This is a genomic window from Bacillus sp. LBG-1-113 (assembly GCF_020708615.1).
Taxonomy (GTDB): domain Bacteria; phylum Bacillota; class Bacilli; order Bacillales; family Bacillaceae; genus Bacillus; species Bacillus mojavensis.
In genome coordinates this window covers 50,292-65,031 of the sequence record NZ_JAJFDG010000006.1, presented here as the reverse complement: position 1 = coordinate 65,031, position 14,740 = coordinate 50,292, and the positions used below count along the sequence as shown (strand labels likewise).

The 14,740-nt window shown below is 45.7% G+C and carries 13 protein-coding genes; 11 read left to right on the top strand and 2 right to left on the bottom strand.

Annotated features, from left to right (window positions below):
- The first annotated feature begins 26 nt into the window (after positions 1-26).
- From ganP to LJF29_RS14905, 4 genes are all read left to right on the top strand, one after another.
- Entirely contained in the window at positions 27-1,283 is a 1,257-nt protein-coding gene (gene ganP, locus LJF29_RS14920) for an arabinogalactan oligomer ABC transporter permease GanP (RefSeq protein WP_229149277.1), read from the top strand.
- A 3-nt stretch (positions 1,284-1,286) separates the two neighbouring features.
- Positions 1,287-2,138, top strand: coding sequence for an arabinogalactan oligomer ABC transporter permease GanQ (ganQ, locus tag LJF29_RS14915; RefSeq protein WP_229149275.1), 852 nt, complete (start codon positions 1,287-1,289; stop codon positions 2,136-2,138).
- 17 nt (positions 2,139-2,155) lie between these two features.
- A complete protein-coding gene (locus tag LJF29_RS14910) occupies positions 2,156-4,219 on the top strand; it encodes a beta-galactosidase (protein WP_229149496.1) in 2,064 nt (687 codons plus the stop codon).
- A 63-nt stretch (positions 4,220-4,282) separates the two neighbouring features.
- Positions 4,283-5,572, top strand: coding sequence for an arabinogalactan endo-1,4-beta-galactosidase (locus LJF29_RS14905; protein ID WP_229149274.1), 1,290 nt, complete (start codon positions 4,283-4,285; stop codon positions 5,570-5,572).
- Positions 5,573-5,626: 54 nt separating this feature from the next.
- Here LJF29_RS14905 and LJF29_RS14900 read toward each other — a convergent pair whose 3' ends face one another.
- Both LJF29_RS14900 and LJF29_RS14895 read right to left on the bottom strand, forming a co-directional pair.
- Positions 5,627-6,826 carry a SpoIIE family protein phosphatase gene (locus LJF29_RS14900; RefSeq protein WP_229149272.1) on the bottom strand — a complete coding sequence of 400 codons (1,200 nt, stop codon included), beginning with the start codon at positions 6,824-6,826 and terminating at the stop codon, positions 5,627-5,629.
- A 29-nt stretch (positions 6,827-6,855) separates the two neighbouring features.
- The gene (locus LJF29_RS14895) at positions 6,856-7,668 is read right to left on the bottom strand and encodes an alpha/beta fold hydrolase (RefSeq protein WP_229149271.1); all 813 of its coding nucleotides are present in this window, start codon (positions 7,666-7,668) and stop codon (positions 6,856-6,858) included.
- A gap of 306 nt (positions 7,669-7,974) precedes the next feature.
- Between LJF29_RS14895 and LJF29_RS14890 the strand changes: the two genes are divergently transcribed.
- The 7 genes from LJF29_RS14890 (at position 7,975) to lutC (ending at position 14,682) form a co-directional block, all read left to right on the top strand.
- Positions 7,975-8,880: an ABC transporter ATP-binding protein gene (locus LJF29_RS14890; RefSeq protein ID WP_229149270.1), complete on the top strand. Its 906-nt coding sequence runs from the start codon at positions 7,975-7,977 to the stop codon at positions 8,878-8,880.
- Between the two features lies 1 nt (position 8,881).
- A complete protein-coding gene (locus LJF29_RS14885; protein WP_010331930.1) occupies positions 8,882-9,619 on the top strand; it encodes an ABC transporter permease in 738 nt (245 codons plus the stop codon).
- A gap of 3 nt (positions 9,620-9,622) precedes the next feature.
- A complete protein-coding gene (locus LJF29_RS14880; RefSeq protein ID WP_229149265.1) occupies positions 9,623-10,738 on the top strand; it encodes a sensor histidine kinase in 1,116 nt (371 codons plus the stop codon).
- Positions 10,739-10,757: 19 nt separating this feature from the next.
- Positions 10,758-11,360, top strand: a complete 603-nt coding sequence (gene yvfU, locus LJF29_RS14875; protein ID WP_010331928.1) for a two-component system response regulator YvfU — start codon at positions 10,758-10,760, stop codon at positions 11,358-11,360.
- A 416-nt stretch (positions 11,361-11,776) separates the two neighbouring features.
- A complete protein-coding gene (gene lutA, locus LJF29_RS14870) occupies positions 11,777-12,493 on the top strand; it encodes a lactate utilization iron-sulfur protein LutA (RefSeq protein WP_213417999.1) in 717 nt (238 codons plus the stop codon).
- Between the two features lie 27 nt (positions 12,494-12,520).
- Positions 12,521-13,960 (top strand): lactate utilization iron-sulfur protein LutB, encoded by a 1,440-nt coding sequence (lutB, locus tag LJF29_RS14865; RefSeq protein WP_010331926.1) that lies wholly within the window; start codon positions 12,521-12,523, stop codon positions 13,958-13,960.
- On the top strand, positions 13,960-14,682 hold the full coding sequence (lutC, locus tag LJF29_RS14860; RefSeq protein WP_229149262.1) for a lactate utilization protein LutC: 723 nt from the start codon (positions 13,960-13,962) through the stop codon (positions 14,680-14,682). Before lutB ends, lutC begins: the two co-directional genes overlap by 1 nt.
- Positions 14,683-14,740 lie beyond the last annotated feature (58 nt).

Here is a 14,740-nt window from a genome sequence, read left to right as displayed (position 1 = left end):
TTTGTATTGTAAGAGAGGTGAAAACGGTGCAGCATCGTAAAGTCGCTTTGTTACTGTCAATCATTCCGGGCCTTGGGCAATTCTACAACAAACAATGGATAAAAGGCCTCTTGTTTCTCCTATTGGGCGCATCGTTTTTTGCGGTATTTGGAGATTTGCTGAATATGGGGCTTTGGGGAATTTTTACGCTGGGAACAGAAGTGCCGCGGGATAACTCGGTGTTTTTGCTGGCGGAAGGCATTATCGCTGTCATTGTGACATGCTTTGGACTCGCGGTATATTATGTGAATTTGCGAGACGCTTATCAAAGCGGAAAACGGCGAGATGAAAAGAAGCCTATGAGCTCTCTCAAAGAACAATATCAAAATATTATTGCTCAAGGCTATCCATATGTCGTCAGCGGACCATCTCTGTTTATTTTAATTTTCGCAGTGATCTTTCCCATCTTATTCAGCTTTGCCTTAGCTTTTACAAACTATGATTTATATCATTCCCCTCCTGCTAAATTAGTAGATTGGGTTGGTTTTCAAACATTCACTGATATTTTCACTGTTGATATTTGGCGCTCGACCTTTTTTGATGTGCTGGCTTGGACAGTGGTGTGGACACTTTGTGCTTCCACTCTGCAAGTCAGTCTGGGGATATGTCTGGCGATCATTGTGAATCAGAAAGACATCCGGTTTAAACGGTTTTTCCGGACCATTTTGATTTTGCCATGGGCTGTTCCCGGATTTGTCACGATTTTAATTTTTGCCGGTTTGTTTAACGATAGTTTCGGCGCAATGAATCAAGACATCTTGGCTTTCTTTGGCATTGATCCGCTTCCGTGGATTACAGATGCGAATTGGTCGAGGCTGGCGCTGATCCTCATGCAGGGCTGGCTTGGCTTTCCGTATATCTTCCTTGTTTCAACAGGTGTTTTGCAATCGATTCCTGAAGATCTTTATGAAGCGGCGACAATTGATGGCGCTTCCATCTTCTCAAAGCTGAGATACATCACGCTCCCGATGGTGTTCATTGCGATGGCTCCGATTATCATTACACAGTTCACATTTAATTTTAATAACTTTAATATTATTTATCTTTTCAATGGTGGCGGTCCGGCTGTAGCCGGATCAACAGCCGGCGGAACAGATATCCTTGTATCGTGGATTTATAAATTGACGATGCAGTCGAGCCAATATTCCCTTGCGGCTGCTTTAACCATTTTATTGTCTGTGTTTGTGATTGCCATTGCATTGTGGCAATTCAGACAGACGAAGTCTTTTAAAGAGGAGGCATAAGACATGCTGGCAGATATGAAGGTCAGAAAATTTGTGCGGCTCCTATTCTCTTACTTGTTTTTAGCCTGCATGGCGGTCATCATTGTGTATCCTCTCCTTTGGACGGCAGGCGCCAGCTTTAATCCCGGCAACAGTTTAATCAGTACATCCCTCATTCCGAAGAATCCGACATTTGACCACTACAAAGAATTATTTGCGGGCAAAGAAAGCCTTCAATATGTGCAGTGGTATATCAACTCGATAAAAATCAGCCTGTTTACGATGGCTGGCTCACTGATCTGTGTGACGTTTACGGCTTATGCATTTTCCCGCTTTCGGTTTAAAGGAAGAAAATACGCACTAACACTCTTTTTATTGCTGCAAATGATCCCTCAGTTTTCTGCTTTGATTGCCCTGTTTGTGCTGGCTCAAATATTAGGAATGGTCAATAGCCATTGGCTGTTGATCCTGCTTTATATCGGCGGCCTGATCCCGATGAATTCGTACTTGATGAAAGGATATATGGATTCCATTCCGATTGATTTAGACGAAAGTGCAAAAATTGACGGAGCAAGCAGCACGAGGATCTTTTTGCAGATCATCCTGCCTTTATCAAAACCGATGGCGGCAGTGGTTGCGATGAATGGCTTTACCGGTCCGCTCGGAGATTTTGTTTTGTCATCAACGATATTGAGAACACCGGAATCATATACATTGCCCGTAGGCTTATTCAATTTAGTCAATGATGTCATGGGAGCAAGTTATACGACATTTGCGGCGGGTGCCTTGCTCATCAGTATACCGGTTGCCGTCATCTTTATCATGCTGCAAAAGAACTTTGTGTCCGGATTAACCGCAGGCGGAACGAAAGGATAAGAGAATAAGGGGGAAAAATCATGTCAAAGCTTGAAAAAACGCACGTTACAAAAGCGAAGTTTATGCTCCACGGAGGAGACTACAATCCTGATCAATGGCTGGATCGGCCGGATATTTTAGCCGATGATATAAAGCTGATGAAGCTTTCCCATACCAATACGTTTTCTGTCGGCATTTTTGCATGGAGTGCGCTTGAGCCGGAGGAAGGTGTATATCAATTTGAATGGCTTGATGATGTTTTTGACCGTATTCACAGCATCGGCGGCCGTGTCATTTTAGCAACGCCGAGCGGAGCGCGTCCTGCCTGGCTGTCGCAAACCTATCCTGAAGTGCTGCGGGTCAATGCCTCCAGGGTGAAACAGCTGCACGGCGGACGGCACAACCACTGTCTGACGTCCAAGGTCTATCGTGAAAAAACGCGGCACATCAACCGTTTATTAGCAGAAAGATACGGCGGTCATCCGGCGCTTTTGATGTGGCATATTTCCAATGAATATGGAGGAGAATGCCACTGTGACCTATGCCAGAACGCTTTCAGAGAGTGGCTGAGAATGAAATATGACAATAGTCTCAAGGCATTGAATAACGCGTGGTGGACACCGTTTTGGAGTCATACATTTAATGACTGGTCACAAATTGAAAGCCCTTCCCCGATTGGAGAAAATGGCTTGCATGGACTGAACTTAGACTGGCGCCGGTTCGTCACGGATCAAACCATTTCGTTTTATGAAAATGAAATCATTCCGCTGAAAGAACTGACGCCTGATATTCCTATCACAACGAACTTTATGGCTGACACACCGGATTTGATTCCGTATCAAGGCCTGGACTACAGCAAATTTGCAAAGCATGTGGATGTCATCAGCTGGGACGCTTATCCTGTGTGGCACAATGATTGGGAAAGCACAGCAGATTTGGCGATGAAGGTCGGCTTTATCAATGATCTTTACCGAAGCCTGAAGCAGCAGCCCTTTTTACTTATGGAGTGTACGCCCAGCGCTGTCAATTGGCATAACGTCAATAAAGCAAAGCGCCCCGGCATGAACCTGCTTTCATCTATGCAAATGATTGCCCACGGATCAGACAGCATACTCTATTTCCAATTTCGAAAATCACGGGGATCGTCGGAAAAACTGCATGGGGCGATTGTGGATCATGACAACAGCCCAAAGAACCGTGTCTTTCAAGAAGTGGCAAAAGTCGGGGAGACATTGGAACAGCTTGCTGATGTCGTTGGAACGAAGAGGCCGTCGGAAGCTGCTATTTTGTATGATTGGGAAAATGACTGGGCGCTTCAGGACGCTCAGGGGTTTGCAAAAGCGACAAAGCGTTATCCGCAAACACTGCAGCAGCATTACCGCACTTTCTGGGAACAGGATATCCCGGTCGACGTGATTACAAAAGAACATGATTTTTCAGCGTATAAGCTGCTGATCGTCCCCATGCTGTATGTAATCAGTGAAGAAACCATTTCGCGATTAAAGAAGTTTACGGCTAACGGGGGCACCTTGGTGATGACGTATATCAGCGGAATCGTCAATGAGCATGATTTAACGTACACAGGCGGTTGGCATCCAGACTTGCAAACGATATTTGGAATTGAGACGCTCGAAACAGATACGCTGTATCCGAAAGATCGAAATGCTGTCAGCTATCGCAATCAAACGTATGAAATGAAAGATTATGCAACGGTGATCGAATTGAAAGCCGCAACGGCAGAGGGTGTGTATCAGGATGACTTTTATGCGCATACCCCCGCGGTTACAAGCCATCAATATGAACAAGGAAAAGGGTATTTTATCGGCGCGCGTTTAGAGGATCAATTTCACCGGGATTTTTATTTAAGTTTGATAAAAGAACTGTCTTTATCTCCGGTTTTTCCGGTTAAGCATGGAAAAGGCGTCTCCGTACAGGCGAGACAGGATCAGCACAATGATTATATTTTCATCATGAATTTTACGGAACAACAGCAGCTGGTTTCGTTTGATAAGCGTGTGAAGGATATCGTTACTGGTGAAATGCTTTCAGGAGACCTGACCTTGGAAAAATATGAAGTGAGAATTGTCGTGAACTCACATTAGGTGTGCCTCCGCTCGATATGGGCGGGTTCTTTTTTGAAATCGCTTACGTGAGAGGGTGGAAATATGAAAAGCAGAATCATCATGCTGTTAGCCGCTGTCATCGTCTGGAGCGGGATCGGAAGTTCGACTGGATATGCTGCGGCAGAGGGGAAGAAATATGTATCGGAGCTTCGTGCGGATGACTTATTTGTTAAAAAGGTAGCGGGCATGAACAAGGACTTTATCAAAGGAGTTGACGTGTCGAGCATAATTGCTTTAGAGAACAGCGGTGTGACCTTTTACAATGCAAGCGGGAAACGTCAGGACATCTTTACAACCTTAAAGCAAGCAGGCGTCAACTATGTCCGCGTCCGCATCTGGAATGACCCGTATAACGCTCATGGCAATGGTTATGGAGGAGGCAATAATGATGTTCAAAAAGCCATCCAAATTGGAAAAAGGGCAACCGTGAACGGGATGAAGCTGCTGGCAGACTTTCATTATTCCGATTTCTGGGCTGATCCTGCAAAACAGAAGGTGCCAAAAGCTTGGGTGAACTTAAGCTTCGAAGCAAAGAAAGCAAAGCTCTATGCATTTACAAAACAAAGTCTGCAGGCCATGGTCAGGGAAGGCATTGATATCGGTATGGTACAGGTCGGAAACGAAACAACAGGAGCAATTGCCGGTGAAACGGATTGGAAGAAGATGAGTCAATTATTCAATGAAGGTAGCCGGGCAGTCAGGGAAACAAATCGAGACATATTGGTCGCGCTGCATTTCACCAACCCAGAAACGCCAGGACGATATTCATATATTGCTGAAACCCTCAACAAAAACAAAGTCGATTATGATGTATTTGCCAGCTCGTATTATCCATTCTGGCACGGTACGTTACACAATTTGTCCTCCGTACTGAAAGCTGTTGCGGATACGTACGGCAAAAAAGTCATGGTGGCGGAAACGTCATACACCTATACGGCTGAGGACGGAGACGGACATGAAAACACAGCGCCTAAAAGCAGTCAGACGCTGCCATACCCGATTTCAGTGCAAGGCCAGGCAAATGCCGTGAGAGATGTGATGGACGCAGTGGCAAAAACAGGAACAGCCGGACTGGGCGTTTTTTATTGGGAGCCTGCATGGATTCCTGTCGGCCCGAAGACGCAATTGGAGAGAAATAAAACGATATGGGAAACATACGGTTCCGGCTGGGCCGCCAGCTATGCAGCCGAATACGATCCTGAAGACGCAGGTAAGTGGTACGGGGGAAGTGCAGTGGATAATCAAGCTTTGTTTGATTTCAACGGACACCCGCTGCCGTCCTTACAGGTATTCAAATACGCGGAAACAGGCCATATCCCGAAAAATCACTGAAAAAATGAAAATCCATGAGGCGTAACAATGCATTGTTATCTCTCATGGATTCTTTTATTTTACATCTATTAAAATAAAACACTCATCATCATTTTTAGGCTCAGCTTGAAGAGATGAGAGGATTTTGTTTTTCAGTTCAGTTATAGGTAAAACAGGATGATCCTTTAATAAACGGACTAAATAACATGAAGCCGTCGGGTCCATCACACCGTCTGTATACAGAAGCAGCCTTCCGCCGTGTGTATAGTGAAGGGTGTTTGACTGAAACACCGCTTCCTCAAACATCCCGATTGGCGGAGCGGTTGCGTCCAGCGTTGTTTGGGTTCCCTTGGCATCCTGCCATAATGCGGGCGGATGGCCCGCGTTGACATATTCAATTCTTTGCCGGTCTGTATCAATGATAAGACAAATAGCGGTGCAATAATGCCTTGCCTCCTCATCATTTTGAAACAAACTGTGAAGATGGTAGTCTAACTCTTTCATGACTTTGTCGGGACTGAGCCCCTGCGTCATTAATCGCTGGAACAAAGGATGGAGGGACATCGTAACTAATGCAGAAGAAATGCCGTGTCCCATTACATCAAGGATGATCAAGCCGTAGCGGTGCTCATCGATTTGATAAAATCCATATAAGTCGCCTGATAAGTCACTGGATGCTTTATAATACGATTCAATTTGGATATGATCCGTCATCATCGGTTCGGTCAATGAATTTTCTTGAATCTTTCTGGCGAGTTCAAGCTCTCTTTTTGTATTCGATCTGAATTGCTGATTTTCCTTATTGATCGCGAGAAGCTCTTCTTGTTTCTCCTTCAGCGTCTGCAAAGCATTTTCTAACTCCGCATTTGCTTTCTGTTTGGCGAGCAGTGCTTCCTCGACCTCGTTTCTGGCAATCAGCAGTTCATTTTCATATTCATTTCGCTTCCGCATCGGAATGACAACGCATTCTGTTACAGCAGCTTCCTGATCCGTTCTCTGAACAGCGTTTACTAGGACCGGGATTTCTTCCCCATTGTTTGTTTCCAGGGAGATGTACATTTCTTCAATGTGTTGCTCCAGCTGCAAAAGCGGAACAAAATAAAGCTGATAAAAAAGCTTTGCAGGAATGGTTAAAAGAGCATTGATATGCTGGCCGATCACCTGTTCCGGTTCATAATCAAGAATCTTAAGCAAGGTGTGATTGACAGCTAAAATTGTACCCTCTTCAGATAAAGTAAGGAAACCGCATGGTGCATAATTCAATTGTTGATCCATTCAGAGGGTCACCTCTATCCCTTTCGTTCCTAAATCACGTATGCATTCAAATAATCCCTGATCAGTTGTACTGTCTCTTCGGGATGGCTCATATGCGGGCAGTGCCCGTTGGCTTTCATCTGTATGAGTGTGCTGTAAGGGAGCTGCTTTTGCATATACTCACCTACTGCTGACGGTGCAATGACATCATTCGAACATTGCAGGATAAGCGAAGGCACGGTCACCTTTGGAAGATCTTTTCGGTGATCTGAAAAAAACGCCGCCTTCGCGAATTGCCGTGCGATGATAGGATCAGTAGAACAAAAACGGCTTTCCAGCTCTTCCTTAATTTCTGGACGATCCGGCTGATTCACTACGGTCGCCGCAAAAACGGTTGCCCAGCCAATGTAATTTTTCTCCATCATCTCGATTAACCCAAGGAGCTGCTCTTCCTCAAAACCTCCGTAATACTCAGGCGGATCATTTAAATAGCAAGGAGAAGGCCCCACCATAATCAGTTGTGAAAAAAGCTCAGGACGGCGTAATGATGCAAGCATGCCAATGACAGCCCCGACAGAATGCCCCACAAACACAATTTTTGACAGATCTAAGGCTTCGCAAACATCGATAACATCTTGTGCATAGCCGTCAAGTGTGCTGTAACGATTCATATCATATGCCCGCAAATCAGAATTCCCCGCACCCACGTAATCAAATAAAATCAGCTGATATTCGTCTTCAAAGGCAGGAACTACGGCATCCCACACACTTTGATCACACCCGAATCCAGGTGCAAATACAATTGGTGTTGTGCCGTTCCCCCTCACCTTCACATGATTCCTAGTCAAAATTGATTGATTCATAGTCTGCTCCTTTCAGCCAAAACGACATGAAGATTACTATGTATATCATACCACTTCGGGGTGTGAATTGCGGGCTTTCTATGAAAGTAAATAGGAGTCTTGCAGATAGAGGACATGCGGCATGGAGAGCAGGATTGATGGGAAGATGTAGCGTGAGGATGGCCTGGGTGCCGGAAATAATATAAGGCGGTCATATCATCTGATTGAGACAAATGACATTTGTCATCTCATATTCATGACACCCTTTACTAAAAATCATCTGTTCCGGTATTTTACAATTGATGTAAGCAATCAGGAGGTGCTCATGTGATGAATGAGGTTGTGTCAGTAAGAAATGTCACAAAATATTTTCAGCAAAAAACAGCAGTGAAGAACATTCAATTCAGCATAGGAAAAGGAGAGATTGTCGCCATCCTCGGCCCGAATGGCGCAGGGAAGACAACAGCGATCTCTATGATGCTGGGATTGCTGAAGCCAAGTGAGGGTGAAATCAAATTATTTAACCGTCAGCCTGATGAAAAACAGGTGCGTCAAAAAATCGGCACCATGCTGCAGGAGGTGAGTGTTATGCCGGGATTAAAGGTCTGTGAAACCCTCGAGCTTATCCGCAGTTATTATCCCCATCCATTATCCATGAAAGAGCTTGTTTCGCTGACAGCACTCACAAAAGAAGATTTGAAAACACCGGCAGAGAAATTATCCGGCGGACAAAAACGCCGTCTGAGCTTTGCTTTGGCACTTGCCGGCAATCCGGAGTTACTAGTATTTGATGAACCGACTGTCGGAATGGACACGACATCCAGACACCAGTTTTGGAAGACAGTGAATAGCTTGGCGGATCAAGGAAAGACCATTATTTTTTCAACCCATTATTTACAGGAAGCAGATGATGCCGCACAGCGCATTTTGTTTTTTGCTGAAGGACGGCTTGCCGCAGACGAAACGCCGAAACAAATCAGGGCAAGGATTCAGAAACAGTCTGTCTCTTTTAAGGTTCCATCGGATGAATCATTGGAAAAGCTTTATCGGCATCCGGAAGTAGAACGAGTGACGCAAAAGCATCAGCGAATCAGCATTCAAACGTCAAATACTGATAAAGTGTTGGCGCTCATCTTTCAAGAACACATCAATGCACGTGATATTCGAATCGAACAAGGAACACTTGATGAGGCATTTCGACAGCTTGCTGACGGGAACAGGGAGGCGATGTGAGATGAACATGCTGCGGAAACAGTGCATAGCTGAAATGAAAAGGGTGCTCAGGAATAAATATTTTGTGTTTTGGTCGCTTGTTATGCCGATTGCCTTTTACTATCTCTTTACAAACGTAGTGAATACCAATGTCGCTGACAAAGGCGCCTGGAATGCCCATTACTTAATGTCTATGACAACCTTCAGCGTAATGGGCTCGTCTATGATGACGCTTGGAATCCGTTTGGTACAAGAACGGGCACAAGGCTGGTCAGTTTTTATCCGCATCACGCCTCTTCCGGATCATATTTATTTGGCGGCTCAGATGATCGGGCAAAGTGTCATTCATCTTTTATCTATTACTGTGATTTTTCTTGCAGGCGCCATCATAAACAGCATTGACTTGTCACTGTTTGAATGGGTGATGAGCGGGCTTTGGATTTTAATTGGCGCATTTCCGTTCTTAGCGTTAGGAACATTAATCGGTCTCATGAGAAAAGTAGAAACGGCAGCCGGGGTCAGTAATGTGCTTTACATGCTGCTGGCGATAAGCGGGGGCATGTGGATGCCGATCGAGGTCATGCCGGACATATTGAAAAACATAGGGCAGTGGCTCCCGTCTTATCATTTTGGGAGCGGAGCGTGGGCTCTTGTTCAGGGCGAGCTTCCAACCTGGAAAAATGTTCTGATGTTAATCGCTTATTTAGTGATCTTCATGCTACTATTTAAGTATATAAGAAGAAAACAAGAAGCGGTGTAATACATGAAACTTATAAAATCCATATTCCCCAAGCAATTCGGTTTTTTCCCTTATATCTTTTTGGTGTATACCATTATGCCGTTTCTTTCTTTATTGAGAGAATCGGGCAGCAAACAAGTGCTGGGATATGGCATGCTGCTCCTATTTGTTGTGACATATCGTCAATTGTTTGTCAGTGCGGACAGACCTTCATTTACGTATTGGTTATGCGCGCAAATGGCCATTATTTTTATTTATAGTTTGTTTTATCATATCAGCTATATTTATTTAGGCTTTTTCCCGGCAAACTTTGTGGGCTATTATCGTGAGAAAACGAAGTTCAACCGTGCTTTCTTTGGTCTTGTCTTCATGCTGATATTTCCTTGCGTGTATCATTTTCTGGCGGATTCGGCCTCGATCAGAGAGCTGTTTTCTGTTCTGCCGTTTCTGGTCATTATGCTGATTTCTCCCTTCGGAATTCGTTCCATGTTTCGAAGAATAGAGCTTGAAAAAAAGCTTGACCAAGCCAACGAACATATAAAGGAACTCACCAAAAGGGAGGAACGTGTTCGGATAGCACGCGATCTTCATGATACACTCGGCCATACCCTCTCGCTCCTCACGTTAAAAAGCCAGCTGATTCAGCGGCTGGCGGCAGCAGATGCAGAACGGACCAAGCTTGAAGCGAAAGAAATGGAAACAAGCTCGCGTGCGGCACTCAAACAAGTTCGTGAGCTTGTAGCGGATATGAGAACGGCCACCATGACGGAAGAGCTAGCCAACATTCGGCACATTTTAAGAGCGGGTAATATCACCTTTCAATACGAAGGGACCGAAGATTTTTCAGACATCTCTCCCGTCACTCAAAATATTGTCAGTATGTGTATGCGGGAGGCAGTGACAAATATCATCAAGCACAGCAAAGCGACCCATTGTGCAGTCACCATTTCTCAATATGCCGACAAAATGACCGTTGTGATACGGGACGACGGAACAGGAGCGGTGAAGGAGAAGATGTTTGGGAATGGATTGCGGGGAATGGAAGAGCGGCTGATGTTTATTGACGGAGGACTGACTCTCTCAGCCCAAAACGGAACGGTGTTGACACTGACGATTCCGCTCATTAGAAAAGCAGAATGATAGGAGGAGGACGAAATAGATGATTCGTCTATTTATTGCCGAGGACCAGCGAATGCTTTTAGGCGCTCTGGGATCCTTGCTTGACCTGGAAGAGGATATGAAGGTCATCGGACAAGCGTTAAATGGAGAAGAGGCGCTGAAAGCCATTCTCAAGCTGGAGCCGGATGTCTGCATCATGGACATTGAAATGCCGGTTTACAGCGGGCTGGAGGTTGCAGAGGAGCTAATGAAAAAAGGCTGTAAAAGCAAGGTCATTATTCTGACAACCTTTGCCCGACCCGGATATTTTGAACGCGCAGTCAAAGCCGGCGTACACGGATATCTTTTGAAGGATGGGGAAATCGACGATCTGGCAGATGCCATACGAAAGTGTGTAAAGGGAAAACGGATGTTCAGCCCGGAATTAACCTTCAACATGATTCGTGATGAAAATCCGCTGACTGTAAGAGAACAACAAATACTGCGGCTGGCTGCTTTAGGCAAGACAACAAAAGACATCACACTTGAACTCTATTTATCTCAAGGCACAGTCCGAAACTATATCTCAGAAATCATCCAAAAACTGAATGCAAAAAATCGGACAGAAGCGGCTAGTATAGCTGAGGAGAAAGGATGGATTTAATGAGGAACCTGGTGAATCGTACAGAACCAGGTTCCTTTTTATTTACATGGTTATTTTCTGGTTTTCTTATCTGTCCGTCCGCAAAGCTTGTACTATACATCGGGGTTATGGATATGTCAGGTTCAGCGTTCGTCGGTGCTTTTTTGTTTGAAACGCCTTTTGCGCTTATGAGGTCTTTCGTTCCTTTATCTCTTTGTGAAAACATATAAGAAGTACAGAAAGTGTGTGCAAGAACATGAAAAAGCAGTATCGCTTTTTTAAACGCGCTGTCCTATGTACTGGCGTTTTTTTATTGCTGAAATCATTAGAAAATGCTTTCAATTTTGTGTCCAAATAGTGTACGATATTGGTAAACGCTTTAACTTCAGGTCATCAGATGACCAGATCATATATTGGGGATGAGAGAGGGGTTCATCATGAAAGTCTCACTTTTTGTCACTTGTCTTGTTGATATGTTTCAAACAAACGTAGGAAAAGCAACGGTAGAGCTGCTTGAGCGGCTCGGGTGTGAGGTTGATTTTCCGGAGGGGCAGATCTGCTGCGGCCAGCCGGCTTACAACAGCGGTTACGTAAATGACGCCAAAAAAGCAATGAAACGAATGATCGAAACGTTTCAGGAGTCAGATTATGTCGTCAGTCCATCCGGTTCCTGCACCACAATGTTCAGGGAGTATCCGCACCTGTTTAAAGATGATCCGAAATGGGCGGATAAAGCGCAGAAGCTGGCCGATAAAACGTATGAATTAACCGATTTTATCGTCAATGTCCTTGGGGTAGAGGATGTCGGCGCAACCCTTCATAAAAAAGCGACCTTACATACGTCATGCCATATGACAAGGCTGCTCGGCGTATCGGAGGAGCCGATGAAACTGCTGAGCCATGTAAAGGGGCTTGAATTCACGTCACTTCCGGGGAAACACAACTGCTGCGGATTCGGAGGAACATTCTCTGTCAAAATGGCGCAGATTTCTGAGCAGATGGTTGATGAGAAAGTCGCATGTGTGGAGGATACGGGAGCAGAGGTGCTCATCGGCGCTGACTGCGGCTGTTTGATGAATATCGGAGGTCGGCTTGATCGTAAGGACAAGAATGTCAAAGTGATGCACATCGCCGAAGTGCTCAACAGCAGATAACACTTTGAACAGAGGGGGAAAAGGATCATGGCGATGAAAATCGGTACTGACGCTTTTAAAGAGCGGGTATCACAGGGGATCGATAATGAATTTATGAGAGGCGCTGTCTCGGGTGCGCAGGAGCGTCTGCGGACGAGACGGCTGGAAGCGGCCGAAGAGCTGGGAAACTGGGAAGAATGGCGTTCGTTATCTGAGGAGATCAGGCAGCATGTCCTTGAAAATCTTGATTTTTATTTGGAACAGCTAGCATCCAATGTATCAAACAGAGGAGGACACGTTTATTTTGCTGAAACAGCTGAAGAAGCTTCCTCTTATATCCGCAGCGTGATTCAAAAGAAAAACGGCAAAAAAATCGTAAAGTCTAAATCTATGGTGACAGAAGAAATCAATCTGAATGAAGTGCTGGAGAAGGAAGGCTGCGAAGTGGTCGAAACCGACCTCGGCGAATATATTTTGCAGATTGATGATCACGACCCGCCGTCACATATTGTGGCGCCGGCTCTTCATAAAAATAAAGAGCAGATTCGCGATGTGTTTAAAGAAAGACTGGATTATAAACAGACAGAGAAACCGGAAGAGCTCGTCATGCATGCGCGCGGCATCCTGCGGCAAAAATTTCTGGAAGCCGACATCGGCATTACCGGCTGCAACTTTGCCATTGCCGACACGGGTTCAGTCAGCCTTGTAACTAATGAAGGAAACGGGCGGCTTGTCACGACATTGCCGAAAACACAAATCACTGTCATGGGAATGGAACGCATTGTCCCGTCATTTTCCGAATTTGAAGTGCTTGTCGGCATGCTGACAAGAAGCGCTGTCGGACAGCGGCTGACGAGTTATATTACGGCCTTAACCGGCCCAAAACTGGAAGACGAAATAGACGGCCCGGAGGAATTCCACCTTGTCATCGTGGATAACGGCCGGTCCAACATTCTGGGCACCGAATTTCAGTCTGTGCTGCAATGTATCCGCTGTGCGGCCTGTATCAATGTCTGCCCTGTGTACCGCCATGTCGGCGGACACTCATACGGCTCGATTTACTCGGGGCCGATCGGAGCTGTTTTATCGCCGCTGCTCGGCGGTTATGACGATTACAAGGAGCTGCCGTACGCGTCTACACTGTGCGCGGCTTGTTCAGAAGCCTGTCCGGTCAAAATTCCGCTTCATGAGCTGCTTCTCAAGCATCGTCAGAACATCGTCGAAAAAGAAGGCAGAGCGCCGATCAGTGAAAAGCTTGCGATGAAAGCGTTCGGTCTTGGGTCTTCCTCTTTGTCGCTTTATAAAATGGGCTCAAAATGGGCGCCGGCCGCCATGACGCCTTTTACAGAGGATGACAAAATTTCGAAAGGACCCGGTCCGCTAAAAGGCTGGACGCAAATCCGCGATTTCCCGGCACCGCATAAATCAAGATTCAGAGACTGGTTTACAGACAGAGAGACAGCTGAGCACACAAAGGAGGAGCAGTGATGACGAAGGGAACCATTCAGAATCAAGAAAGCTTTTTAAACCGGATCGCGTCACGCCTTGGCCGTGAAAGAAGAACAGGCGGCGTGGCCGTCCCTGATTGGGCGCATCAGCCGCAATATAAAACATTTGAAGGGTATTCGCCCGTTGATTTAGTCACGGTGCTCAAAAACCATTGTGTCAAAATCCATACTGAGCTGATTGAGACGGATTCAACCGGCCTGTACGATGCCTTGCGTGAACAAGTCAGCCGGTTTTCTGGAGGGCCTGTCATCATTCCGAAGGATCCCCGGTTTGAGGCTTACGGTTTAAAAAGCCTGCTCACCAAAGACTGGCCTGGTGAAGGAACGCAAGTCTGGGAATGGGATGCTGACAAAGGTGAAGAAAATATCAAAAAAGCGGAGCAAGCCAATGTGGGGATTACATTCAGTGAAATCACACTGGCCGAGTCGGGTACGGTTGTCCTTTATTCTTCAAAAGACATCGGCCGCTCTGTCAGCCTTCTGCCGACAACCTATATCGCCATTGTGCCAAAATCAAGCATCGTGCCGAGAATGACACAAGCCAGTGATATCATCCGGCAAAATATTGCTGACGGCATCACGGTTCCCTCATGCATTAACTACATTACAGGACCGAGCAACTCCGCCGACATCGAAATGGATTTGGTGGTCGGTGTTCACGGTCCGGTAAAAGCAGCTTATCTTCTCGTATCTGACCGCTGATCCAGAAAGCCCGGCTATCTATGCCGGGCTTTCTGCTTGAAAAAACTTCATTTTCCAA

Coding starts and splice junctions, on each gene's coding strand:
- ganQ (WP_229149275.1), top strand. CDS start 1,287: ATGCTGGCAGATATGAAGGTCAGAAAATTTGTGCGGCTCCTATTCTCT.
- LJF29_RS14885 (WP_010331930.1), top strand. CDS start 8,882: ATGAACATGCTGCGGAAACAGTGCATAGCTGAAATGAAAAGGGTGCTC.
- LJF29_RS14905 (WP_229149274.1), top strand. CDS start 4,283: ATGAAAAGCAGAATCATCATGCTGTTAGCCGCTGTCATCGTCTGGAGC.
- LJF29_RS14900 (WP_229149272.1), bottom strand. CDS start 6,826: ATGGATCAACAATTGAATTATGCACCATGCGGTTTCCTTACTTTATCT.
- LJF29_RS14880 (WP_229149265.1), top strand. CDS start 9,623: ATGAAACTTATAAAATCCATATTCCCCAAGCAATTCGGTTTTTTCCCT.
- lutC (WP_229149262.1), top strand. CDS start 13,960: ATGACGAAGGGAACCATTCAGAATCAAGAAAGCTTTTTAAACCGGATC.
- LJF29_RS14895 (WP_229149271.1), bottom strand. CDS start 7,668: ATGAATCAATCAATTTTGACTAGGAATCATGTGAAGGTGAGGGGGAAC.
- lutA (WP_213417999.1), top strand. CDS start 11,777: ATGAAAGTCTCACTTTTTGTCACTTGTCTTGTTGATATGTTTCAAACA.
- lutB (WP_010331926.1), top strand. CDS start 12,521: ATGGCGATGAAAATCGGTACTGACGCTTTTAAAGAGCGGGTATCACAG.
- yvfU (WP_010331928.1), top strand. CDS start 10,758: ATGATTCGTCTATTTATTGCCGAGGACCAGCGAATGCTTTTAGGCGCT.